General features: G+C 34.1%; 21 protein-coding genes. 12 read left to right on the plus strand and 9 right to left on the minus strand.

What is annotated here, in order from left to right; all coding sequences use genetic code 11:
• The 3 genes from PF572_02975 to PF572_02985 all read right to left on the minus strand — a co-directional run.
• A partial coding sequence (locus PF572_02975; GenBank protein MDA3840028.1) for an integrase core domain-containing protein occupies window positions 1-963 on the minus strand: 963 nt, incomplete at its 3' end.
• A 185-nt stretch (window positions 964-1,148) separates the two neighbouring features.
• Complete coding sequence (rsmA, locus tag PF572_02980; protein ID MDA3840029.1) at window positions 1,149-1,976, minus strand: 16S rRNA (adenine(1518)-N(6)/adenine(1519)-N(6))-dimethyltransferase RsmA; 828 nt, start codon at window positions 1,974-1,976, stop codon at window positions 1,149-1,151.
• A gap of 40 nt (window positions 1,977-2,016) precedes the next feature.
• Entirely contained in the window at window positions 2,017-2,532 is a 516-nt protein-coding gene (locus PF572_02985) for a hypothetical protein (GenBank protein MDA3840030.1), read from the minus strand.
• Window positions 2,533-2,583: 51 nt separating this feature from the next.
• Between PF572_02985 and PF572_02990 the strand changes: the two genes are divergently transcribed.
• Entirely contained in the window at window positions 2,584-3,549 is a 966-nt protein-coding gene (locus PF572_02990; GenBank protein MDA3840031.1) for a thrombospondin type 3 repeat-containing protein, read from the plus strand.
• A 274-nt stretch (window positions 3,550-3,823) separates the two neighbouring features.
• Here PF572_02990 and PF572_02995 read toward each other — a convergent pair whose 3' ends face one another.
• The 3 genes from PF572_02995 to PF572_03005 form a co-directional block, all read right to left on the minus strand.
• Window positions 3,824-4,978: an MFS transporter gene (locus PF572_02995; protein MDA3840032.1), complete on the minus strand. Its 1,155-nt coding sequence runs from the start codon at window positions 4,976-4,978 to the stop codon at window positions 3,824-3,826.
• Window positions 4,979-5,055: 77 nt separating this feature from the next.
• Window positions 5,056-5,397 carry a four helix bundle protein gene (locus PF572_03000; GenBank protein ID MDA3840033.1) on the minus strand — a complete coding sequence of 114 codons (342 nt, stop codon included), beginning with the start codon at window positions 5,395-5,397 and terminating at the stop codon, window positions 5,056-5,058.
• Window positions 5,398-5,444: 47 nt separating this feature from the next.
• Window positions 5,445-8,180, minus strand: coding sequence for a class I tRNA ligase family protein (locus tag PF572_03005; protein MDA3840034.1), 2,736 nt, complete (start codon window positions 8,178-8,180; stop codon window positions 5,445-5,447).
• Window positions 8,181-8,378: 198 nt separating this feature from the next.
• Here PF572_03005 and PF572_03010 point away from each other — a divergent pair, with 198 nt between their 5' ends.
• The gene (locus PF572_03010; GenBank protein ID MDA3840035.1) at window positions 8,379-8,630 is read left to right on the plus strand and encodes a hypothetical protein; all 252 of its coding nucleotides are present in this window, start codon (window positions 8,379-8,381) and stop codon (window positions 8,628-8,630) included.
• 82 nt (window positions 8,631-8,712) lie between these two features.
• Here PF572_03010 and PF572_03015 read toward each other — a convergent pair whose 3' ends face one another.
• Window positions 8,713-9,477 (minus strand): exodeoxyribonuclease III, encoded by a 765-nt coding sequence (locus tag PF572_03015; GenBank protein MDA3840036.1) that lies wholly within the window; start codon window positions 9,475-9,477, stop codon window positions 8,713-8,715.
• A gap of 239 nt (window positions 9,478-9,716) precedes the next feature.
• Between PF572_03015 and PF572_03020 the strand changes: the two genes are divergently transcribed.
• The 10 genes from PF572_03020 to PF572_03065 all read left to right on the plus strand — a co-directional run bounded on the left by PF572_03020 (window position 9,717) and on the right by PF572_03065 (window position 16,440).
• Window positions 9,717-10,454 (plus strand): thioredoxin domain-containing protein, encoded by a 738-nt coding sequence (locus PF572_03020; GenBank protein ID MDA3840037.1) that lies wholly within the window; start codon window positions 9,717-9,719, stop codon window positions 10,452-10,454.
• 137 nt (window positions 10,455-10,591) lie between these two features.
• Complete coding sequence (locus PF572_03025; protein MDA3840038.1) at window positions 10,592-11,134, plus strand: 2-oxoacid:acceptor oxidoreductase family protein; 543 nt, start codon at window positions 10,592-10,594, stop codon at window positions 11,132-11,134.
• 143 nt (window positions 11,135-11,277) lie between these two features.
• Window positions 11,278-11,541 carry a 4Fe-4S binding protein gene (locus PF572_03030; protein MDA3840039.1) on the plus strand — a complete coding sequence of 88 codons (264 nt, stop codon included), beginning with the start codon at window positions 11,278-11,280 and terminating at the stop codon, window positions 11,539-11,541.
• 35 nt (window positions 11,542-11,576) lie between these two features.
• Window positions 11,577-11,960 (plus strand): four helix bundle protein, encoded by a 384-nt coding sequence (locus PF572_03035; protein ID MDA3840040.1) that lies wholly within the window; start codon window positions 11,577-11,579, stop codon window positions 11,958-11,960.
• 27 nt (window positions 11,961-11,987) lie between these two features.
• On the plus strand, window positions 11,988-13,175 hold the full coding sequence (gene porA, locus PF572_03040; GenBank protein MDA3840041.1) for a pyruvate ferredoxin oxidoreductase: 1,188 nt from the start codon (window positions 11,988-11,990) through the stop codon (window positions 13,173-13,175).
• A 10-nt stretch (window positions 13,176-13,185) separates the two neighbouring features.
• Window positions 13,186-13,878: a pilin gene (locus PF572_03045; protein MDA3840042.1), complete on the plus strand. Its 693-nt coding sequence runs from the start codon at window positions 13,186-13,188 to the stop codon at window positions 13,876-13,878.
• A gap of 127 nt (window positions 13,879-14,005) precedes the next feature.
• Window positions 14,006-14,695 (plus strand): pilin, encoded by a 690-nt coding sequence (locus tag PF572_03050; GenBank protein MDA3840043.1) that lies wholly within the window; start codon window positions 14,006-14,008, stop codon window positions 14,693-14,695.
• Between the two features lie 70 nt (window positions 14,696-14,765).
• Window positions 14,766-14,978, plus strand: coding sequence for a hypothetical protein (locus PF572_03055; protein ID MDA3840044.1), 213 nt, complete (start codon window positions 14,766-14,768; stop codon window positions 14,976-14,978).
• A 134-nt stretch (window positions 14,979-15,112) separates the two neighbouring features.
• Window positions 15,113-15,346, plus strand: coding sequence for a DUF2283 domain-containing protein (locus PF572_03060; protein ID MDA3840045.1), 234 nt, complete (start codon window positions 15,113-15,115; stop codon window positions 15,344-15,346).
• Window positions 15,347-15,510: 164 nt separating this feature from the next.
• Window positions 15,511-16,440, plus strand: coding sequence for a thiamine pyrophosphate-dependent enzyme (locus PF572_03065; protein ID MDA3840046.1), 930 nt, complete (start codon window positions 15,511-15,513; stop codon window positions 16,438-16,440).
• 925 nt (window positions 16,441-17,365) lie between these two features.
• Here PF572_03065 and rpoC read toward each other — a convergent pair.
• On the minus strand, window positions 17,366-21,295 hold the full coding sequence (gene rpoC, locus PF572_03070; GenBank protein ID MDA3840047.1) for a DNA-directed RNA polymerase subunit beta': 3,930 nt from the start codon (window positions 21,293-21,295) through the stop codon (window positions 17,366-17,368).
• 126 nt (window positions 21,296-21,421) lie between these two features.
• On the minus strand, window positions 21,422-24,940 hold the full coding sequence (locus PF572_03075; protein ID MDA3840048.1) for a DNA-directed RNA polymerase subunit beta: 3,519 nt from the start codon (window positions 24,938-24,940) through the stop codon (window positions 21,422-21,424).
• Between the last annotated feature and the right edge of the window lie 379 nt (window positions 24,941-25,319).

Below are 25,319 nucleotides of genomic sequence, written 5' to 3' on the forward strand. Positions count from 1 at the left end.
TGTGCTAGTCCACCTCATATTGGAAACCATATTATTATTTAGCAAGTAATCCACAGGAGACATTAAGTTAAGGCTCCAGTGGTATCTCTTGGTGTTGTACCACAATATCCATTCTAACATTTTTTCATTGAATTCAGCCACATCATCAAACCAAATTTCATTTTGATCTATGAACTCTTCCTGGATAGTTCTATTAAACTTTTCAACATGTCCGTTTCTGTATGGCTGTCCTTTGTAGTTCCAGTAGTGAATTATCTTTTGTTCTTCCAAATATTGCATAAAATATTTATGAAATTCACTTCCGTTATCCGTTTGGATTGCTTTGATTTTGTATGGGAATACTTTTTCTAGTTTTTGGATAAAATCCCTGGCTGAGATACTATCATGTTTGGTATAACAAAGAGCAAATGAGTATCTAGAATGAACATCAACAGCAGTTACAATATATCTCTTCATTAATCCAATAAACCTAACCACTACATCTACTTCAACTAAATCACCTGGATTAGTAATAGCTAAATCAGCTGGTTTCCTTAGTTTTTTGTTCTTTTTTAGAGCTTTAGTTCTACCATTGTGATAAACCTTTTGTCGGTGGTGATATATTTTCTTTTCCTTAATTATTCTTCCTATCTTAGATTCAGAATAGATTTCTAGATTATTCTCTCTACAGAATATATCTAAATTCTTTTTCACTTTAGCTTTGCCCATATTGGGACATTCAACTAGTCTTAACCTTTTTAACTCTATTAATATCAGCGGATGTATTTCTCTCTTATTATTATTCTTTCTCTTCTGTTTCCCCGGTTCTAGACTAACTAACCTATATTCACTTTTTTTGTAGATACTCCACCAGAGATAGAGAGTTGATTGTTTGACGTCGTAAGCATCAGTTGTCGCCTGGAGACCATATTTCTTCCAGAACTTTAGTATTTTGAGCCTTTCTTCGGCTTCCTTAGTAATCATATTATTAGGATAATGTCTTAATCCATAATTATATAACTTTGAGAAACCTTTGCAATGCCCAAATTTGAACCCTTGTTGCATATATTTAGCCTATTTGGATTCCAATATGTAAGTGAACTTAGACAAATTATTTTGTTATTGCGAGAGCCAGAACTGTCGAGAAAACAACAATGCGTCAATAAGAACTAATTAAACTCTTTCAACAAATCCTTCCAATCCTCCACCGATAACTCTTGTGCTCTGATTTTTGCACTAAAGCCTGCCTTCACTATTTTTTCTTCAGCTTCTTTTTGGTCAATGCTGTAGCCAACTGATAAATTATTCTTAAGCATTTTTCTTTTGGCAGAAAAGCCAAATTTCACTAGTCTGAAAAAATCTTTTTCATTTATCCCCAGATTCTCCTCTCTTAGATTTAATTGTATTACCGCACTCTCTACATCAGGGGCTGGCCAAAAATCATCCCCTGGAACATTTGTAATAATTTTGGCATCTGCATAAAGCTGAACAGACACTGCGAGAAGACTCATCTTCCCAGCCTTTGCCACTATCCTTTCAGCTACTTCTTTTTGCAACATCAGAGTCAATGATTTTGGTTTATTTTTTAATCCAAAAACTGTTCGCAGAAATATTGAACTAATGTTATATGGCAGATTTGCGACTATTTTATATTCATCTAAGCGACTTAGAGGTCCGACCTCTAAGGCCTTAGAGGTCGGACCTCTAAAATTTCCTGATAAAACCTCTATAATGTCTTGATTTATTATTTCTACATTTTTTATTTTGTCAGTCAATAATCTTGTTTTTAGCAATTCTGCCAATTTATCATCTAGTTCAACTGCCAAAACATTTTTTACTTTGTTAGCTAATCTTTCAGTCAAGAAACCAAGTCCTGGACCTACCTCCAGAACAATATCATTTTTATCCAAGTCGGCACTTTCAATAATTTTATCGTAAACATCCTCATTAACCAAAAAATTCTGCCCCTTTGACCGGGCAGGATTTATATCGTACAATTTACAAATTTTTCTAGTCTCCTCTAACAATTCCACAAAATTAATCTTTAAAACTGGCAATGCCGTATTTTATTATTTCATAATATTTTTGGAAAATGTTTTTGTTGTTAATCGTAATACAACCTGCCCCGACACAACCACCCTGGCCCGCTAAAGGACCTTGATCCATTTGTGTTGGTGTATTACCGGCAGCAATTAATTGCCCCCCCGAGGCAACTCCAGCAGCAGCCATATTTGATTTTGTTAATAAAATATTACTAGCCGTTCCACCAGATGGAGCACCTGAAACATCTGAGTATAAAGGACAAGAAGGCAATTCTGGGGTTTTTACCGTGCAGAGAGTCCCACCAGCACAACAAGTTGGCCCAGAGGGTGTTGGGCAAGAAAGGAAGCAATCTATTGTGGCTATTCCTGTCAATCCAACCTGTGTAGGAAAACCTCCGCCAGCAACTACTTCCTTCGCTAATTCAAATCTAGCCTTTGGCCAAAAAACAAAATAAACAGCAACAATTATTACAACTAAAAATACAGACAAAGCTAATGATATTTTTTTCATAAAATTTATATTTATATTATAATTATAACAGATATGCTAAAATATATAAATATGAAGAAAACTTTAATCTATTTTTCACTATTCTTACTATTCGCTAGCCCCACTTTCGCTCAAATTTATTTAGGAGAGAAATTAAAAGGAAGAATTCTTTTGAGTGTGGAAGAAAATGGTGAAGCTTGGTATATTCCCCCATCTAATTTTAATAGGTATTTTTTAGGAAGACCTACTGACGCTTTTAATATTCTAAAAAATCTAGGAGTTGGCATTACAAATACTGATTTAGAAAAAATCCCCACAGGGATTATTAAAAGTAATGAACTAGACTCTGACGGGGATGGTCTTTCTGATAATTTAGAAATAGCCATTGGAACAGATATTCATAATAGAGATTCGGATAACGATGGTCACTGGGATGAGACAGAAATCATTGCCTTATTTAATCCAATGGGAACAGATCCTCTAAATATTGATTTAGAATTCACTAAAAATAATCTAGGTAAAATATTTATCCAAACTGAGAAAAATGGCGAGGCTTGGTATGTTGACCCAGTAAGTCAAAAAAAATATTACCTTTCTCGTCCAAAAATAGCTTTTGAAATAATGCGCCAATTTGGGCTTGGCATAACGATTCGAGATTTAGAAAAAATAAATATTGGACAAATTCCTGAAACAATAGTACTGGAGATTAACCCCCCTGTTATTTCCCCACCCATAAAAAAAACAAACGGGAGAAATGTAATAGATGATATTGCAAATGCAATTCGAGCAAAAAATGTTTCAAAAACCAAATCACTATTTATTCCAGAAATGAGCATGTCTCTAGAATATTCTCTAAACAATATGCCCGATGAAAGTATTTTACTTCTTGGGAATCTTCTCTCTGGCGCATCTCTTGACTCCTCGTCTAGCACCAAACTAACATACAAAAATACCGTTTATTTCAATGGCGAAAATCATGATGTTTATTTTAATGTTGAGAAACAGGAAGACGGAGAATGGTTAATGACAAACCTTTAGCCTACGAATTACGAATAATTACAAATATACGAATAAAAAAAGTCACTCTGGTTTTATCCTGAATCTTCTGCTTATTAAAATAATAAGTACTAAGGTTTAAATCAAACTTTAAAAAAACACTGAAAATATTTTTTAGCGTTTTTTCTTGTCTGTCATTCTGAGTGAGCTTAAGCGATCGTGAGAATCTCACTCCACGAACGAGATTCTCACGTCACTTCGTTCCTTAGAATGACATTACTTATTTGTATATTTGTAATTATTCGTAATTCGTAGGCTACAAAACATTTATAAACAAACTAGCCATAGCCGCCAAAGCAAAAGTCCAATTTAGTCCAAAATTAAGAGCGACTATTATTGCGAAAAGTAGTATCAGAATTTTTCCTGCTTGGATTGCTATTTCTTTTACAACTGTATACTCATCAACATAATGTCCATGATCAGCCAATACTTCATAGTTAAGAGCATTAAAAGGAGTATCTTTAAAAATTTGAGCTAAGCTGTGATAAGTTCCAACTACAAAAATTTGACCAGCCGTTAAAACAAAAATTTTCGCTATCCACCCTGTGGCGTAAAAGATTGAACCAAATTTTAACATTTTTCTTTTATTAAAAAGATCTGTATATTTACCAACAGTTAATTGCAATATAACTGTTACAAAAACTATAAGAGATGAAATAATCCCAACCTTTAAAAAGTCTCCACTAAGAAGCTGGAAAATAAATATTGGCCAGATTATTGCGCCGACTCCCCCTTCTGCGCCATTAGCCATATTGGCAATAAATAATTTTCTGGTTTCTGGAGCAAAACATTTTTTAAAGGTTTGCCAATACCCCCAAGAATAACTTTCCTCTACTTTAGGTAATTTAATATATGGAATAAGAGCCAAAGAATAAATAATAATTGCTAAAATAAATACATGATTAAAAGAAAATTTTATTAATAAAAATCCTGCAACAACTGGCATAATAACTCCCAAAACAGTCCTCGCCCCCCACAGGATGCTTATTTCTTTCCCTCTTTCTTTTTTATGTGTAAATTCTGCAATATCAACGCTATAAGGAACCCAAAATAATATTTTTAGAATAGTTAAAATAATTAGTGACAGAGAGAGATAAAGGAAAATATTATTATCAATGAAGTAGAGAGATATATAATAGAAAGCCCAAAAAACTATACTTATTCTTAGCGAATTATTAAGACCAATCTTATTTAAATACTGAACTCCAAAAGGAAGTAGAATAAAATAGGCAATAGCGCTAATCAAATAATAAAGAAATACAAGTTCAATCCTGTAATTTAATTTCTCCAAAAAAAATATTGGCAAGAATAATCCAAGAAGACCATTCGCCACAAATTGAATAAGTCTACCAGAAAAAAGTGCTAGAAATCCTGGCGAGAGTCTTTGATGAAGATAATTTGTTTTAAACATTATCAAAGAGAATTTTTAAATTTTATAATTTTTAATTTTTGAAATAATTTTTCAATTTCTAATTTTTAAAAAAATAACTAACTACTACTTTTTGATATTTTTGCAAATATTAACGTCAATTCATGCGCTTCTTGCCAATGCTTTCTGCAAATCTCTTTAGCTTCTGGAACAGCTACTGATATCATTCTTATCCAATGTTTTGATTCATTAGATTCTTTTTGACTTATTTTAATCTTGTTTCTAAAATCTTTTTTTGAGCTAGCTTGATTCGCCTCCATGTAGTTGGCGCCAACGCTAGTCGCAAACCTTACCAACTGATTAATTAAAGGTCTGACAATATCGTCTCTTTTTAAATTTCTACAAAATAAAATAATTTCTTCTCCAAACTTAGCTGCCCTTTCCTCTAAATCATAGTTCATACTAGTTTACACATTAATAAATTAAAAATTATTTCAAAAATTAAAAATTATTTTACAACCATATTCACCAATTTCCCCTTAACAAAAATAACTTTTACAACTTCCTTATCCGCTATCCACTTCAAAACCTTCTCATTTTCTCTAGCTAATTTCTTGGCTTCCTCTTCTGAAATATCAGCATCCACTTCAATCATATCACGAACTTTGCCGTTCACCTGTAGAACTAAATTAAACTTTTTATCTATTATTAATTCTGGATTATATTTTGGCCACTTTTGTTCAATAACAAAGCTATTAATTTTATCAGATTTATCGTCCGAAGCTTCAGCGAAGGAGGACCAAATTTCCTCGGCTAGATGAGGGGCAAATGGAGCTAAAATCTTTACAATGCTTTTCATATGTTCTTCTTGAAAAAAAGTAAAACCCACTGACGTATAATCAACCTCTCTTCTGAGTTCATTCAATAAGATCATCATTTGAGCTATTGCCGTATTAAATTTAAAATTTTCAACATCCTCTTCTACTTTTTTTATGGTTTTATGAAGTAAGGCTAATCTCTTGTTGTAAGCCAAAGCTTTTTTAATGCTTTCACTTGATAACAATTCTTCAGTCTCTTTCTTGTGTTCAAAATATACATTAAAATAATCTACAACTTTTTCCAAAAACTTTCTAGCACCAACAAGGCCATTTGTACTCCAAGCCACTGCCTGCGAAAATGGGCCCATAAACATCTCATAAACTCGTAACGAGTCTGCTCCATATTTATCAACTATTTCATCTGGGTTAATAACATTTCCCCATCTTTTACTCATCTTTCTATTGTCTTCACCCTGAATAAGGCCAACATATTGCAATCTTTTAAAAGGTTCATCATACCCAACCGCACCAATATCAAACAAAAACTTATGCCAAAAACGGGCATAAATTAAATGCCTCGTGGCATGTTCCGCCCCTCCAACATAAAAATCAACTGGAGACCAATAAGCCTCTTTGTCTTTGTCTACAAGTGCTTCACTATTTTTTGGATCAATATAACGTAAATAATACCAACTAGAACCCGCCCATTGAGGCATGGTGTTAGTTTCTCGTTTTGCCTTGCCTGCGCACTTTGGACAAGTCGTATTTACCCAATCATCAATCCCAGCCAATGGAGATTCCCCAGTTCCAGTTGGCTCATAATTTTCTACATCAGGCAACAATACTGGCAAGTCTTTTTCGGGAACCGGTACCACTCCACATTTTTCGCAATGAACCAAAGGAATAGGTTCACCCCAATATCTTTGTCTTGAAAATACCCAATCAACTAATTTATAATTAATAGACTTTTCTCCAATATTTTTTTCTTCGAGCCAAGTAATCATTTTTGATTTCGCCGCATCAGTTTCAAGACCATTAAGAAAATAGGAATTTACACTTTTACCTTTTTTAGTCCAAGGTAAATAATATCCACCCATACCATCTAGTTCTTCAAAGACACTATCGCATTCAAAATTTGTAATATTCAACTTCTCTTTAAACTCATCGAATTTTTCAATACTATTTCCTCTAATTTCTATTTCATCGTTTTCAATGTTTACCTTGAATGATTCCTTTAAATAATTGATATCACTTTCACTAATTAGAGCTTGCGGATATTTTAATTTAACCAAAAATTCTGGCTCTACAACCTCAATTATTTCAAGCCCATATTTCTTCGCAAACTCCCAATCACGCTCGTCATGAGCAGGAACTGCCATAATAGCTCCAGTTCCATAACCAGCCAAAACATAATCAGCTACAAAAACAGGAATTTCAGCTCCATTTACAGGATTAACAGCAGTAAGTCCTTCAATTTTCACTCCTGTCTTTTCTTTTTGCAATTCCCCTCTTTCAAGTTCTGATTTATTCAAAGCCTTTTTAATATAATCAGCTATCTCATCATAGTTCTCAATAATTTCTTTATTTTTTTCAATCAAAGAATGTTCAGGTGCCACAACCATATAGGTTGCACCAAAAAGAGTGTCTGGCCTAGTTGTAAAAACCTTTAATGAAGAGACCTCCGAGGTCCCCAAAGGACCTTGGAGGTCTTTAGGTGACTTTATTCGAAATTCCACTTCAGCTCCCTCGGAGCGACCAATCCAATTTCTTTGTTGCTCTTTTATAGACTCATCCCAATCTTCAAGTTTATCAATATCATCAAGCAATCTGTCAGCATAGTCAGTTATTTTCAAAACCCATTGCCTCATTGGCTTTCGTTCAATTTCAGACTCGCATCTCTCACAAAGACCATTCTCCAAATCCTCATTGGCAAGCCCGGTTTTACAACTTGGACACCAATTAATTGGCTCATGGGACTCATAAGCTAGTCCTTTTTTAAACATTTGCAAAAATATCCACTGAGTCCATTTGTAAAAATCTGGATCAATTGTACTAATCTCTCTCTCCCAATCATAAGTTAGCCCAAGCGTCCCGAGCTGTCTTTTGAATGTTTCAATATTTTTCTCCGTAGCAGCTCTTGGATGAACTTTATTTTTAATAGCATAATTCTCTGCTGGCAAACCAAAAGCATCCCATCCCATTGGGTGCAATACATTAAATCCTTGCATCATTTTCATCCGAGCAAAAATGTCAGTCGCAATATATCCCTTCGGATGACCAACATGTAGCCCCTCTCCAGATGGATACGGAAACATATCTAAGATAAAATATTTTGGCTTATCACTTTCATCACTTACCCTATATACACCTGATTCTTCCCAAATATCCTTCCATTTTTCCTCAATTTTCTTGTGATTATATTCTATTTTCATATTTTTTATTAAATAATTCTTTCTTTATATTAGCCCAAATTAGATGATTTTGCAAATACTAAAAAGCGGTATTTATAAATATGCTGTTTATTTGTATTACAAATTATTAATCTTGTTTTTATATTTAATTCATGTTAAGTTAGCAATATAAGGCTCTTTATAATAAACAACTACTACAACGAAGGAGAGATTATGGCAGGAAAATGGGTGCAAATTAGTATTTATGATGATAATTATCTTGATCCAAAAACAGGAGAAAAATACAGAACGATGTTAGCAGATTATAAATGCTCAGAATGTAGCTCTATCGAGACTGGATATCCTGAAAATTTAGAAGGTCCTCCAAAATGTATTTGTGCCAATATGTCTATGCAAGAGATACAAAAAATGAAAAAGAATTTAGTCAAATCAGAAAAAAGGGTGAGATTAGCAGTAGCTCAATAAAAAAGCACACGCTAGCTGAGGCTGGTGATTTATGGATTAAATAAAGCCGACTTACATAATAAGTCGGCTTTTAAAATATAGATTACCTCAATTCAACCCCAACTGGACAATGATCTGAACCCAACACTCTATCAAGAATATAGGCATTCTTTATTTTTGAAATAAAACTTTTGCTAGCTAAAAAATAATCAATCCTCCAGCCAACATTTCGCATTCTCGCCCCTCCCCTATAACTCCACCATGAATATTGGATTTTATCACCATTGAAATACCTGAATGTATCGACCATGTCTTTTTTTACAAACTGCGTCATCCAATACCGCTCTTCTTCTGTAAAACCTGGACTACCAACATTTTCTTTTGGCCTCGCTAAATCAATTTCCATATGTGCGACATTATAATCTCCACAAGCTAAAACTGGTTTTTTCTTTTCTAATTTTTTTACAAATTTTATAAACTCCTCATTGAATCCCTCTTTATATGGAAGACGAGATAATTCTCCATTGGCATTTGGAAAATAAATATTAAGAAAATAAAATTTTTCAAATTCCAAAACTTGCAAACGACCTTCACTGTCGAATTCTTTTATTCCCATTCCTCTTTTAACAGAGAGGGGCTTTAAGCCTTCACGAACCAAAGTTGCTGTTCCACTATATCCTGGGCGTTCAGCTGAGTTCCAATAAACATCATAACCAGGAATGCTAATATTCTCTTTTTCAAGAGCAGACTCAGAAATTTTTATTTCCTGAATACCTAGAACATCTGGTTTTTCAGAAATTAAGAAAGAATTGAAATTCTTTTTCAATATCGCTCTCACTCCATTTACATTCCAAGAGATTAATTTCATATAATTTAAAAATGATTAATTAAAAAAACTCTAAATTCTAAGCATCAAATCCTAAACAAATTCAAAATTATAATTACCTAAATCGTTTAAAATTTTTATTTTTGAATTTTTTATTTATTTAGAATTTTGAGTTTAGTGCTTAGAATTTAATATTTTTATTTATTTGTTAGTAAGCCAATAAAATGTTATAATTTAGTTAAATTATAGTATTATAATAAATCATATTGCACTATATATCAATGGAGGAAAAATTCATCTCAAATAATGCTCAAGAGCATAGAGAAATAATAAACCATCATAAAAAATGGTACAAAAAATGGTGGGGGGTTCTTTTATTATCAATCATTTCGCTGGTTTTTATTTTTTTAGTTGCTTCAAGTATTTTTGTATTCAAACAGGTCGGTATATACCAAGAACAAGGGGTTCTAGGCGAAAATAGCCAGGATATAAAAATCTATTCACGTGCTGAAATAGAAGGAACAAATTCTTATTCTTTTGGAGCAAATAACCCAAAAATTACTATGGTAGAATTTTCTGATTATGCCTGTCCTAACTGCAAAAGTTTCTTTGAAAAAACAAGAAAAATTCGAATGAAATATTATAGTGATTTAAAGATTGTTCACCGAGACTTCCCTGTTATTGCTGAATATTCATCAGACTTGGCTCAAGCTGCTCGATGCGCAGGCGAACAAGGACTTTTTTGGAAAGCCCATGACTCCCTTTACGAGAACCAAGGAGTTTCTACAAAACCAGAAATTTTTTCCCTCATGATAGACATTGGAGCAAACAGTGACAAGCTCTCTGAGTGCCTTGAAGCAAATAGATATTTAGGTCCAATTCAGAATGATTTTAATGATGGATTAAACCTAGGTATCAAAGGAACCCCGACTTGGTTTATAAACGGTTATAGAGCAGATGGAGACATGCCCGAAGATATGTTAAACGATATTATTGAAAATATATTATTAAATAATTGACTAGAATTATGAAGCATGAATAATGAATTATGAAGGGAAATTAAAACACAATTTTCTCAATAAAAAATTCATAATTCCTGATTCATTATTCAAGATTCAAAATTTTCACAAAATTAAATACTATTAAAATTTATCTTATGAAACAAATACGAATACATGGTCGCGGAGGACAAGGTGTTGTTACTGCTGCTGAATTAATAGCAATTTCTGCTTTTTATGAAGGAAAAGAATCTCAAGCATTCCCCTCTTTCGGAGTTGAACGAACTGGAGCTCCAATTGAATCTTACGTCAGGATAGATAAACATCCAATCAGAACCAGAGAGCAAGTTTACGGCCCAGATATTTTAATTATCCAAGATGCCACCCTTCTAGACACAACAAATGTCACAAAAGGATGTGACAAAAACACCATTGCAATCATTAATTCCGCAAAAAATAAAAGTGAAATAGACATTGATTTACCTGATGAAAATGTTTTTGTTATTAACGCGACTAAAATTGCCCTTGATATAATTGGCAAGAATATTGTTAATACAGTTATCCTTGGAAGTATTGCAAAAGACACTGGTCTTTTTTCCTTAGCTTCAGCAAAAAAAGCCATTAAACAAAAGTTTGAAGGGAAAGATAAATCACTAGTTGAAAAAAATATTAAAGCAGTGGAAGTAGCGTTTAAAAACTAATTTTAAAAAATCTAAATCCTAAATAACAAATACTAAACAAATTCAAATATTCAAAATTAAAAATACAAAAAAATCTAGTTTTGAATTTTGTATTTAATGTTTGTTTAGAGTTTAGAACTTAGTGCTTAGAATTTAAAAATATTATGAAACATAAAATAAGCGTAGACCCAGGATCTACCAAAAAAAACAAAACTGGTGGCTGGAGAACCTATGTCCCAACAACTGATTATGACAAATGTATAGGTTGCGGTAATTGTTCAAGAGTTTGTCCAGAATATTGCGTCAAAATGACTGACGTTAATGGGAAAAAAAAGCCTGTAACTGATTATGATTATTGCAAAGGTTGCGGAATTTGTGCCGAAGAATGTCCAGTTAAAGCTATTAGTATGGGACTAGATAAGAAATAACAGGCATATCCTGTTTGAATAATGAATTTTGAATCATGAATAATGAAACCAAAATAAAATCATTTACTGATTTAAATTCATGGAAAAAATCTCACGAATTAGTTTTAGAAATTTATAAAATTACAAAAAAATTTCCGAAAGAAGAATTGTTCGGATTAACATCGCAAATTAGAAGAGCCGCTATTTCTATAACTTCAAATATTGCAGAGGGATTTAGTAGGAGCTCTTATAAAGATAAAACAAAATTTTACTATATTTCGCAGGGATCCTTAACTGAAGTACAAAATCAGTTAATTATAGCCAGGGATGTCGAATATATTACAAATGATTTATTCCAAAGCATAGCGAACAAAACAATAATTTCACATAAACTAATAAACGGATTAATAAAAAAATCAAAAGAAATTCATGATTCATAATTCATGATTCATAATTCTAGCCAATATATGCAACGAAAAATACTAGAGGGTTCACAAGCAGTCTCTCACACAATAAACAACATAAAACCAGCTGTAATTTCAGCCTACCCGATTACCCCTCAAACTCACATTGTTGAAGATTTGGCGAAATTAAAGGCAGACGGGAAAGCTACTTATGAATACGTTCGAGCTGAATCAGAGTTCGCCGCTGCCTCAATCGTTACTGGAGCTTCAGCAACAGGAGTTAGAACATACACAGCAACAAGTTCTCAAGGGATTCTTCTTATGACCGAAGTTCTCTACAATATCGCTGGGATGCGTCTCCCTATCGTTCTCACTTGTGCTAACCGTGGTGTTTCTGCCCCAATTACTATTTGGAATGATCACCAAGATGCGATGTCTGTTAGAGATTCTGGTTGGATAATGCTTTTTGCTGAAAATCACCAAGAAGCGGTCGAACAACACATTATGGCCTACAAAATTGCCGAACAAGTGAAAATACCCGTTATGGTAAATATCGACGGTTTTGTTTTAACTCATTCTTATGAACCAGTTGTTATTCCAAGTACAGCCGAAATTAAAAAATACCTACCAGACTATAAGCCAGCCAAGGGAGAACATCTTGATGTCATGAATCCAACAACTTTTGGAGCATTCGCTCCCCCACACTCTTACATGGAAATAAGACAAGAGCTATATGATGACTTGCAAAGTTCGCTTACAACTATTAAAAAAGAATACGAACTATATAAAAAAGTTTTAGGTGAAGCTTCCAAACAAGATGAACACCAAAGTAAAGTAAACAACGGTCTTATTGAATATTATGGTCCAAAAAATCCAAAAATACTTTTAGTTGCAATGGGCTCTGTGGTCGGGACAATCAAAGACGTTGTTGATGAAAAAAGTAAAGAATTTTCAATGGCCGGGAATGTTGGTGTCCTGAAAATAAAAACATTCCGACCATTCCCAGCAGAAGAAGTTCTAAAAATAGTCAAAAAAGTAAAATACGTCGCTGTTTTAGAAAAAGCAGTTTCACTAGGATCCGAAGGACCCCTAACCCTCGAAGTAAAATCAGCCGTTCAAAACAAAACAATAGCAAAAGTCCAAAATTTTGTAGTCGGACTTGGCGGAAGAGATATTACAAAAGATATGATTAAAAAGATTGTAGCTGATGTAAAAAAGAAAAACAGCAAAATTGAGTTTATTGGTAAATAAACAAAATAATATGCGTTTAAAAAGTAAAACTATTCTTGCTGCATTATTTTTTGGATTGTTAATTGTATTTTCTGGAACCATTAATACCGCTTTTGCAGAAGTTAAGCCACTTGACCTTCAAGTCTCGATTCCTGGAGCAACAGGCGCTTCAGTTAGCAATGGCGGAAAGACTATCAAGTTCGACAGGAAGACAACTGCCATTGGAGAATATATTAAAAATATTTACAATTATGCCATTAGTATCGTTGGAATCGTCGCTACTATTATGTTACTGTTTGGAGGATTTACTTGGTTAACAGCTGGAGGAAGTGGAGAGAAGGTTGGAAAAGCGAGAGATATAATATTTGGCTCCCTAACTGGATTAGTTCTTGCTCTAACTTCATATACACTATTAACAATGGTAAATCCTGATTTGGTTAATTTTAAGATCCAGAAAATAAAGACTCCGGAAGATACTAGTTCTGGGCTTGGTGCATGTGATAGATGCACTGTTCTAGGGAATACCGGGACCTGTGTTACAAGGAGCTGTGTTATTGTTTTTGAAAAGGAAAACTGCGATGGAACTTACCTTGGAACCAACAAAAGCACAATTATAGCAAACTGCAATGACGGTGAGGTTTTTTACAATAACCATGAATATGAGTTAAGTGGTCGCATGGAAGCTGACATGGAAAATAATACTGGTGGAGCGAGTGGTGGATGATAATATTTAAATTAGATCTGTATTTTTTCTAAAGTCAAAATATAAAACATTAAAAATAAATAAAGGACCGTAATGACGTTAAAAACCATAAAAAGTAAAAAAATAATTGATTTAAATAGTTCAACATATGAAATTAAGAAATAAAATAAAATTAATAATATTCTTATCTAGTTTTTTGCTTTTATTTTTTGTTAATATAAATATTTCATTTGCCTTGGATTTACAAGTAGACATTCCTGGTCAAGAAGCTTTGGATTTTAATGGAACAACTAAACCAATTGGACAATATATAAGTAACCTTTACAACTACGCAATAAGCATAGTTGGAATAGTTGCTACTATAATGTTAATGTTTGGTGGTTTTACTTGGTTAACAGCTGGGGGAAGTGGAGAAAAAGTTGGGAAAGCGAGAGATATGATATTTGGCTCTTTAACTGGTCTAGTTCTAGCACTAACTTCCTATACAATATTAACAATGGTAAATCCTGATTTGGTTAATTTCAAGATACAGAAAATACAACCGCCTGAGGTGAAGTTTACACAACCCGTAGATCCCAATGCCCTAGGCACTCAAAATATTAATGGTTGCTGTCTTAGTGGCAATATAAATTGGACTGGATGCAAAAATTTGAGTAAATACGATTGTACAGTGGCTGGTCATAGTGGCGCTGTCACACAATTTTTTCAAAATGCAAAATGCATAGAAGACTATATGTCTGGAACAACTCAAATATGGGAATGCAAAGCTACTTATGTTTCCCCAGCCGCGGTCAATGTTGATGGATGTATTATCGTCAACCCTGGAGATTGTATGTAAAAATCCCTTGATCGCTAACTCTAAGTTGTCCCCAGGGTCAAAATGTAAACTATAATTAATATATAAAAACATGACTTTCTCAAAATACTCAGAGCAAAAATTTGATATTCTAAATAAGTATAAGGTTTTTTATACTCGGGAGGATATTGAGGAAGTTGTTAATAACCCAGAAAGAACTGGGGAAAAAAATGAATTGATTAGTGCTGAGAAAAATAATATAAAAGTTTTATATAAAATTGAGATGGGTAAAAAAAAGATTGTTACTTTTTATCCTGTTAAATAAAACCATGTCATTCTGGAGCGAAGCGACAACGAAGCGATAGAATCTCATTCGTGGGGTTAGATTCTATCACCCCAAGAGTACTTTGTCGCTTCGCTCGGGCGCGCTTTCGCTCCAGAATGACAATATTTACAAATATGATTTACGACGCTGAAACAAATATTGCTTGTATAGAAGTATCAACTGGAACAATTGATCATACTGTTGAGCTTGGAAATTTTATAATACATGTTTCTAAAACAAAAATACCAATATTAATAGAAATTTTAGAAGCTAGTAATTTTGTCGGCCAATTCAATAAAAACGAGGCCGAGGCCATGGAGAAATTAAAGAAAGTATTGCCGGCCAATCTATTTGAACTAAAAACATAAATTGTACATTATTAAATAACACACTTCCCTTGTCATTCTCAACTTGATTGGGAATCCAGAATCTTTTAAACTTTTTTCTAGATTCCGGGTCAAGCCCGGAATGACAAATGAGTCTTAAAAATTAATTCGAAATTCGAAATTCAAAAATCGAAATTCACCATATTATGTCAAAAACATTAATCAAAAAAACACGACAAAAAGATAATATCGAAATGCTTAATTCAGGTCACCGTGCTTGTGCTGGTTGTGGTCAGTTAATCGCTGCTAAGGCAGTAGCTGAAACTCTTGGGCCAGATACCATCATCGCGAACGCGACCGGTTGTTTAGAGGTAACTACTACTCCCTACCCACAAAGCGCTTGGGGAATGCCTTGGATTCATTCAGTGTTTGAAAACGCGGCTGCTGTTGCTTCCGGAGTACAAGCTGCTCTAAAACAACAAGGTAAAACCAAGAAAGTTAAAGTCGTCGCTCAAGGTGGTGATGGTGGAACTTTTGATATCGGTTTTGGTCTTATTTCAGGAATGTGGGAACGTGGTGAAGACATTCTCTATGTCGCCTACGACAACGAAGCCTACGCCAATACCGGCATTCAAGCCTCTGGGGCGACCCCGTGGGCGGCAAGCACTACAACCACACCATCCGGCTCAGGCAATACCATTGACGCTATTGGCTCCCATCAGCAAAAAAAGGATATGATAGCCATTGCTCTCGGCCATGGCCTAAAATATGTAGCCCAATCAACAGTTGGCTATCTCGAAGATATCAAAGCGAAAGTTAAAAAGGCCGTTGAAGTAGAGGGACCAGCCTACATCCAAATACTAGTCCCTTGCGTTCCTGGTTGGAAAACAGAACCAAACCAAACCCTAAAAATAGGGAAACTAGCCGCCCAAACAGGTCTCTATCCCCTGCTTGAATATGAAAATGGTGAACTCACTAAGGCCATGAAAGTCGGAGATAAAAATCCAAAAGTAGAAGAATATCTAAAAACCCAAGGAAGATTCGCTCACCTCTTCAAAACAAAACAAGGCAAGGAACAAATTAAATATATTCAAGAACTAGCGAATAAAAATATTGAGAAATACGGATTGAAATAATCACACTCAAAAAAAAACCGATGAACGTAGATATCTACGTTCATCGGTTTTTAAATTCTGTTGTTTTGACTTATCTTAGGTTTTACTAATATCAATACATTACTTTTCAATAATTAGTTCTTGCTAATAATTTCTTTAACCTACTTTTTTAAAAAAGTAGAGCAAAAACGTTCACGGAGAAAATTTTGGACCATTGCGCTATGAAAGCTAACAAAATTCCGAACTCGTCATTTCGTTGTCACTCCATTCCTCAAACAGCGGATATTTTATGGAGCTTTCTACACTTCATTTTCTTCCAAAATTTCCCAATGTTCACAGGCTTGAATTTAAACAACTTTTATATAATTTCACTTTTGAGAACATTGAAAAATTTAGAATAATAAAATTTATTGCGAAATTCGCCAAAAAATGCTCATGTTTGAACCGCCAGCTGGCGGTGAGTTTGAGATTTTTTGTGGTTGAGGAATTTGTTTTCCCAACCACACCAAAACCCTTCGGCTTCTATAAATGAATTGTCGTAATAAAAATATTCTAAATTTTTTCTGAGAACGATTTCCTGCCTGCCGGCAGGCAGGTGGTACTTTATATGCCCGATTCGCCAACTGGCGAAGACAAAATGCCCTTGGGGTGAAAAGTACTTATAAAAAAGCTAATAAGGATGAGATTCTCACGTCGCTGACGCTCCTCAGAATGACAAATTATTTATAATGAGTATTTTTTTTGATTAACCCAAGGGCACACTGCCCAATCAAGATGGGAATCACAATATATAAAAATAAAGTCGTACACCCGCCTGCCTCAATTTTAACTTACTCTTTTTCACTAAAACAGTAATTTTAATAAAAAATTTTATGTTAAAACAATTCGTTCACGGCATTTCGGGCAGGTATGTACGACTTTATTTTTTATATATCTCTAGATTTTCTTAATAAACCTTTCTTTCTTCTCTTTTGTGATATCCTGTTCCTGCTGGAATCAATCTTCCGATAATAATATTTTCTTTAAGTCCTTCAAGATAATCAATCTTTCCACTAACTGCTGCTTCAATCAATACTCTCGCTGTTTCTTGGAATGAAGCTGCTGAAAGGAATGAGTCTGTAGTCAGTGAAGCTTTTGTAATACCAAGTAACAGTTCATTAACTTTAGCCTGATCTTCTTTCTTCGCTACTTTTGAATTAGCTCTATTCAATACTGATTTTTCAACGATATCCCCTGGCAATAAATCTGTCTTGTTAGGATCTTTTACAAAACTCCTAGAAAACATCTGTCTAACAATAATCTCAACGTGTTTATCATTTAGCGGTTGTCCTTGAGAAGAATAAACTTCTTGAATTTCCTTAATAATATATTTTTGAGTTGCAAGTCTTCCACTCAAAGTAAAAAGTTGTCTTAAATCAAGACTTCCGTCAGTCAATTGATCACCAATAGTAACTAAATCACCTTCCTTGACCTTGATAGCCATCCCTTTCGGAATAATAAACTCTTTTACTTTTTTTGCATCACCACTAATCTTTATATACTTTTCTGCTATTGTAACAATCCCTGCTCCGTCAGCCTTTTGAATTTTTCTACCAACCTTAAACAAATCTTGACCTTTCTTGGCTTTTTCTCCATCTTCAACAAGAATCTTTGGAGTAGCTTCTTTATTTTTTTCCATTAACTCAGAGAAATAAAATTTATCATTTTCTTCTCCTTTGTAGTTAATTTTCAAAATTTTACCTAGTCCACTTGAAACAATTACCTTTCCATTTTCATCTTCAATTGTTCTTGAAGCCTCTTCAATAGAAATTGTTCCAGCGACATCGGCAATTAAGGCTTTTCTCTTAGGAGGTCTTGTCTCAAAAATTTCTTCAACACGAGGTAAACCTTGAGTAATATCATCTGAACCAGCAACACCACCAGTATGGAAAGTTCTCATAGTAAGCTGTGTTCCAGGCTCACCAATAGATTGAGCGGCTATTGTTCCAACGGCCACACCAATCTTAACTGGCTTGTTATATCCAAGATCGTAACCATAACATTTAGCACATGCTCCTCTATCAACCTTACAACTTAAAATTGATCTGACCCTTGCTTCTTGAATATCTTCATCTGCAATAACATCAATAATATCTTCTGTAATAAGTTCATCTTTTTTAACAAGCACCTTGCCCTTAGCATTAACCAAATCAGCTGCTAGATAACGACCAACAATTCTTTTCTTTAACTCGTAATTCATTTCATCACTTTCTTTTTTGGTCAATATAACTCCTTCTGTATCTTTACAATCATCTTCAGAAATAATAACATCTTGAGCTACATCAACTAAACGTCTGGTCAGATAACCAGCGTTAGCAGTACGCAACGCTGTATCTGATAGACCTTTACGTACACCATGAGTAGAAATAAAGTATTCCAATACATCAAAACCTCTTTTAAAGTTTCCACGTACTGGCAATTCAATAATATCTCCAGAAGGTGAAGTCACAAGACCTTTCATTCCTAGAATTTGCGTTAGCTGAGCCCATGAACCACGAGCACCAGATTCAATCATAGAATACACTGGGCCGTCTGTTGGTAAGTTTCTTTTACAAATAGCTGTAACTTTTTCTTTTGTATTTGTCCAAATCTCAATAACTTTTGAATATCTTTCAGAGTTTGTAAGAAGTCCGTCATCAAACTGTTCTTGAATTTTTTCAACTTCTTCTTGAGCATCATTGATAAGATGGTCTTTTTCTTCAAAGTAAGGAAGATCGTCCATCCCCCAAGAAAGTCCACTCTTTGTAATAATTGCGAAAGCCATATTCTTTAATTCATCAACCAATTTAACAGTTCTTTCTTCTCCGTAAAAACGTAAACAGTTTTTGATAACATCCCTAAGACCACCCTTTCCAACAACCTCGTTAACAAAACGTAATCTTTCAGGAAGTATCTCGTTGTACATCACTCTACCAGCTGTAGCAATGATTATTCCCTTATCTTTTGTTCTTACTTTAATAGGAGCATGCAGGGTAATTTTTCTAGTTTGATAAGCTAGTTTTACTTCAAGTTCATTCGCAAAATATTTGTACTTCTTATCATCTCCATCAGTCTCGTCAATTTGAGTTAAGTAAAAAGCTCCCCAAACGATATCTTGACCAGGAGCAACAATAGGGTCACCAGTCGCTGGTTTTAATAAGTTATGAGTAGAAAGCATAATGTCACGAGCTTCGTCTTTTGCTTCTTTGGTAAGTGGAACATGAACAGCCATTTGATCGCCATCAAAGTCAGCATTAAATGCTGCACACACTAGAGGGTGAATCTGAATAGCTTTACCTTCAATCAATGTTGGCTTGAAAGCTTGGATTCCAAGCCTATGCAAGGTGGGAGCACGGTTAAGGAGAACAAAAGCATCTTTGGTAATGTTTTCCAAAATATCGTAAACCTCATTATGTCCTGCATCAATATATCTAGAAGCTGACCTAACATTGTGAACTATTTCTTCTTTAATTAATTTTGAAATTACATAAGGCTTAAATAATTCTAGAGCCATTATCTTTGGAAGACCACATTGGTCTAATTTCAATTTAGGATTAACTACAATAACAGAACGTCCAGAATAATCAATTCTTTTTCCAAGTAAATTCTGTCTAAACCTACCCTGCTTACCTTTCAATGAGTCTGCTAGAGATTTCAACTGTCTTTTTTGTCCAGTCGAAGCTGTAACAGTTTTGCTTGCTCTGCTTGAATTATCAATCAAAGCATCAACAGCCTCTTGCAACATCCTTTTTTCGTTTCTACAAATAACTTCTGGTGCGTTAAGGTCTATCAATTGTTTCAAACGATTGTTTCTATTAATTACCCTTCTATATAAATCATTTAAATCAGATGTAGCAAATCTTCCTCCATCAAGAGCAACCATTGGTCTCAAATCTGGTGGAATTACAGGAATCTCTTTCAGAACCATCCATTCTGGCTTCACATTGTTTGCTTCAAGGCTCTTGATTAATTTCAGTCTTCTCATTAACTTCTCTCTTTTAGAGTCAATGCATATCTCTAATTGATCGGATACTAATTTCCCTGTCTTTTTAAGATCAATTCTTGATAATAATTCTCTAATCGCTTCCGCGCCAATGCCTGCTTCAAAAATATGACCGTATTTCAAACTTAAGTTTTGATAAGAATTTTCAGAAATTATTAAAAGAGGTTTTAATTCTTTCAATTCCTTCTGAGCTTGATCAAGAGCATCATTAAGACTCTCCATCTTTTCATCTTTTATTTTGCCCAAAGAAATAATTTCTTTTTCTATCTCATTCTCTACATCAACCTTCTCAGTTCCTGCTTCCACAAGCTTGGTTTTCTTTCCTTTAATTTCACTAATCTGTTTATTAAACTCACTATCGATAGATTTCTTCTTTGATTTGAATTCCTGTTTAATCTGATCCAAAGTAGCATTCTTCAAATCTTCATTAACGTCAGTAACTATAAAGCTAGCGAAATAAACCACTTTTTCCATGGCTTGCATGGTAAGGTCGAGTATTAAACCAATTTTTGAAGAAATACCACGTAGGAACCAAATATGTGTAGCTGGAGACTGAAGACTAATATGTCCCATTCTTTCACGTCTAACAATGCTTCTAGTAACTTCAACACCACACTTATCACATACTATTCCTTTATACCGAATTTTTTTGTACTTTCCACAATAACACTCCCAGTCTTTTGAAGGACCGAAAATCTTCTCGCAAAAGAGTCCATCTTTTTCTGGTTTTTGTGTTCTATAATTAATAGTCTCAGGCTTTGAAATCTGACCGTGAGACCAGTCGAGGATATCCTCAGGTGACGCTAGCTTCAATTTGATAGCATCAAAGTCTGTTGTTTTGATTGGATTTATCATAATTTTTTGACTCGCGTGTGAGCGAGGCATCCCGCTAATCACTAAGTGGTGAGCGGGATATTGTCGTATTTGCCCTTTAGTCACACATGAGTATTTGAATATGTGAAGTATATTTATTAATTAATATTATTTCTTGATATCTTTTGTTTCTTCTTTATCTTTATTTACAGATATCTCTTCTACTTCGGCCTCCTTCACTTCTGTCTCCTCTTTCTCTTGTGGTTTCTGATCACTCTCTGGAGTAGAGTTTTCCGAAGTTTCCTCTTCTGGAACTTCACTTCCTCCGAGTAACTCAACATCAAGAGCAAGCCCTTTAAGTTCTCTTACTAAAACATTGAATGACTCAGGAACATTCATCTTTGTGATTGGTTCCCCTTTAATAATAGACTCATAAGCCTTGGATCTTCCTGGAACATCATCCGATTTGATTGTTAGAATTTCTTGTAACAAATGAGCTGTCCCGTATGCTTGTAGAGCCCAAACTTCCATTTCTCCGAATCTTTGTCCACCAAATTGAGCCTTACCACCCAAAGGCTGTTGAGTAATCAAAGAGTAAGGACCAATTGAACGTTGGTGAATCTTGTCCTCAATCATATGATTTAGTTTAAGCATATATTTGTAACCAACTGTTATCTTATGGTCATAAACCTCTCCGCTCTTTCCATCATACAGAACAGATTTACCATCTTCAGGTAGCCCCGCTTTTCTTAATTCAGATTTTATATCTTCTTCAGAAATTCCATCAAGCGCTGGTGTAGCTATTTTATAACCAAGCTTGTGAGCTGCAAATCCAAGATGAGTTTCAAGAATTTGACCAAGGTTCATACGAGAAACAATACCTAGCGGTGACAATATAACATCAACTGGAGTACCATCTTCTAGATAAGGCATGTCTTCGACTGCAACAATTTTTGAAATTACACCTTTATTACCATGTCTTCCACTCATCTTATCTCCAACTTGAATCTTTCTTAAATTGGCAACTGAGATTTGTATTGATTTCAAAACTCCAGCTGACAATCTATCACCATCTTCACGAGAAAATACTTTTATATCAACAACTTTTCCGTGCTCACCATGTTCTAGATACAAGGATGAATCCCTAACGTCTTTTGCTTTTTCTCCGAAAATAGCTCTAAGTAATTTTTCTTCAGCTGATAGTTCTGTTTCACCTTTAGGGGTAATTTTACCAACCATAATGTTACCGGAAGAAACCTCAGCTCCAACTCTGATAACACCCTCTTCGCTTAGATCTTTAAGTTTTTCTTCAGAAATATTTGGAATATCATTTGTAACAACTTCTGGACCTAATTTTGTATCACGAACATCAATAGTATAGTTTTCAATGTGGATAGAAGAATAAGTATCTCTGGAAACCATTTTCTCAGAAAGAATAATAGCATCCTCATAGTTAAACCCTTCCCATGTCATAAATGCTACAAGAACATTTTTTCCTAGAGCAAGTTCTCCCTTATCAATAGCTGGGCCATCTGACAATGGTTGTCCTTTAATAACCTTATCGCCTACATTTACTATTGGTCTTTGATTGATACAGGTTGAAGCATTTGAACGAAGGAACTTTGTTAGGTTATGTTTTTCAATCTTATCTTTTTTATTTCTTACTTCAATATTTAAACCATCTACTTTTGAAATCTCTCCATCCTCTTTGGCTATTACAATATGGCCAGAATCACGAGCCGCTAGAGACTCGGCACCCGTTCCAACAAGAGGAGAATCAGCAATAACAAGAGGAACAGCTTGACGTTGCATGTTTGTTCCCATCAAAGCTCTTTGTCCATCGTTATGTTCCATAAAAGGGACAAGCGATGTTGCAATTGAAATAATCTGATTAGCGGCAATCCCAACATAATCAATCTTGGTTACGATGCCTGTTCCGGGTTGTCCAAACTTTCTAACCTCGCATTTTGTAACCAAGAAGTGTCCACCATCATCCACTGGAACTGTTGAAGTAGCTGTAATATATTTTTCTTCTTCAAAGGCATCCATAAATACAATCTCATCTGTAACAACTGGCACGATTGAAACTAGCTTATCACCTAATTTACCAACCATTTCATTTGCTTGCTTTGATGTAATGGTATCACCTTTCTTTACTATTACTTTTCCTTCCTTACCGTTTCCTTTTATCTCTAAAATATCTTCACGCGCTATTTTTCCTTCAGTAATTTTTGGATCGTTGGCAATGTCATGTAAAACTTTTTTAAATGGAGTTTCCAAAAAACCATATTTGTTTAGAATAGCATAGCTAGCAAGATGTCCAACAAGACCAATATTTGGGCCTTCGGGAGTCGCAATCGGACAAATTCTACCATAATGAGTAGCGTGCACATCACGAACATCAAATCCAGCTCTCTCACGGGTTAAACCTCCAGGACCAAGAGCGGAAAGCCTTCTTTTGTGCTCAAGTTCAGCTAGCGGATTTGTTTGGTCCATGAACTGAGACAATTGAGAAGACATAAAAAATTCTCTAACCACAGAAATAAGTGGTCTTGAATTGACTAATTTGCTTGGAGTTAAAGTAGCAATTTCATGAGTGCTCATTCTGTCTTTAATAATTCTTTCCATTCTCGCTAACCCAACTCTAAATTTATTTTGAATAAGCTCACCAATAGCTCTAACTCTTCTATTGCCAAGGTGATCAATATCATCTTCTTTACCTGTTCCCAAGTTAAGATTAATTACTTCTTTAATAGTTGCTATCAGATCTTCTCTTCTTAGAATCCTTGTTTCTTTATTGTTTGGAATATCAAACCCAAATTTTCTATTTAGCTTATATCGACCAACCCTATCAAAATCATATCTATCAAATCTAAAAAACATAGAGTGAATTAACTGCCTAGCATTGTCAGTTGTCGCTAAATCACCTGGTCTAATTCTTTTATATACTTCTTTTAATCCTTCTGCTTCATTTTTTGAAATATCTTTTGCAATAGTAGCATCGATATGATTAAGCTCTTCTTCTGTTGAAGGCTTATCAACATCCTTAAACAATTCAATCAATTCTTCGTCACTACCAAATCCAAAAGCTCTAAAAAGGGCAGTTACTGGAACTTTTCTTTTTCTGTCAATTCTAACCCAAATTACTTTATTTATATCCGTTTCAATCTCTAGCCAAGCACCTCTATTTGGAATAACCTTAGCTCCAAAAGTCTTTTTTCCTTTATTGTATTCTGAAGTAAATATAACTCCTGAACTTCTAATCAACTGAGACACTACAACTCTTTCAATACCATTAACAATAAAAGTTCCATTCTCTGTCATCAAAGGAAAATCTCCCAAAAATATTTCCTGGGTGTTTGACTCATTAGTTCTTTTATTTTCAAGTTTTACTTTTACTCTCAATGGTGCTTCAAAAGTTAAATTTTTAGCACGACATTCTACCTCGGTAAATTTCGGTTCATCTAGAAAATACTCATTAAATGATAATTCTAAATCTCTACCAATAAAATCTGTAATAGGAGAAACTTCATCAAATAAATCAGCAAGTCCTTCTTCAATAAACCAATTAAATGAATTTTTTTGAACCTCAATTAAATCAACGTCTTCAATGGGTTTATAATTTTCTTTAAAATACTTTCTGTTCCCAATGAATGTCTCTTTGCTTGTTTGTACTTGTTTTGACATAAAAAACTGTTCATAAACTAAAAACTATTTAGTTTCACCACCAAAGTTTTTGCCGGCTTTTAAGCTTATGAAATATATTAAATTTTCTTTAACAACAAAAAATCTCAATCCTTAAACTGGCTTGAGTTATTTTGTACCGTCAAGATATAAATCTTTGACGGGATGAGTACTTTAAATTTTACTAAAAAAACATTTTTTCACGTTTTAGAGGAGTAAAAATGAAACTTTTTTAGAATGCTTGGGGATTTTAAAAAAGAAAAAAACAAATAAATTGTTTTCATCTTACTGTTTTTGTTTTGAAATATTTTTTTGATTTGTGAATAAATAATAACAAAGATGAGCTTGTATGTCAAGTATTTTTTCAAAAAAGTCAATATCT

The sequence above is a fragment of the Patescibacteria group bacterium genome, from assembly GCA_027858235.1.
Taxonomy (GTDB): Bacteria; Patescibacteriota; Patescibacteriia; order Patescibacteriales; family BM507; genus BM507.